The organism is Microbacterium sp. GbtcB4, from assembly GCF_019091465.1.
Taxonomy (GTDB): Bacteria; Actinomycetota; Actinomycetes; order Actinomycetales; family Microbacteriaceae; genus Microbacterium; species Microbacterium paraoxydans.
Genome location: NZ_JAGXJJ010000299.1, coordinates 1 through 252 on the forward strand (window position 1 = coordinate 1; position 252 = coordinate 252).

Sequence of the window (252 nt, forward strand, 5' to 3'; positions counted from 1 at the left end):
GTCGCTACGGGAGGACGAGACACCAGCATGAGCACCGCGACCAACGTCGAGGCGACGGCAGACAACACGATCGAATGGCTCGCGGCGGGACGCACGACCAGCGTCGTCCCGGTCTACCAGCGGCAGTACCGTTGGGACATCGGCGGCTGCGGGCGGCTCCTCTCCGCCGTCAGGGCGGTGGCCGCGGGAGACGACGCGCATCGCCACTTCATCGGGTCGTTCCTCTCCGCCGCGGGCGGCTCCGGTCCGGCC

1 pseudogene is annotated in these 252 nt (G+C 71.4%); it reads left to right on the forward strand.

Annotation, left to right across the window (positions count from 1 at the left end):
- Nucleotides 1-27: 27 nt before the first annotated feature.
- A pseudogene (locus tag KVS71_RS17950) lies at nucleotides 28-252 on the forward strand (DUF262 domain-containing protein); the annotation flags it as partial.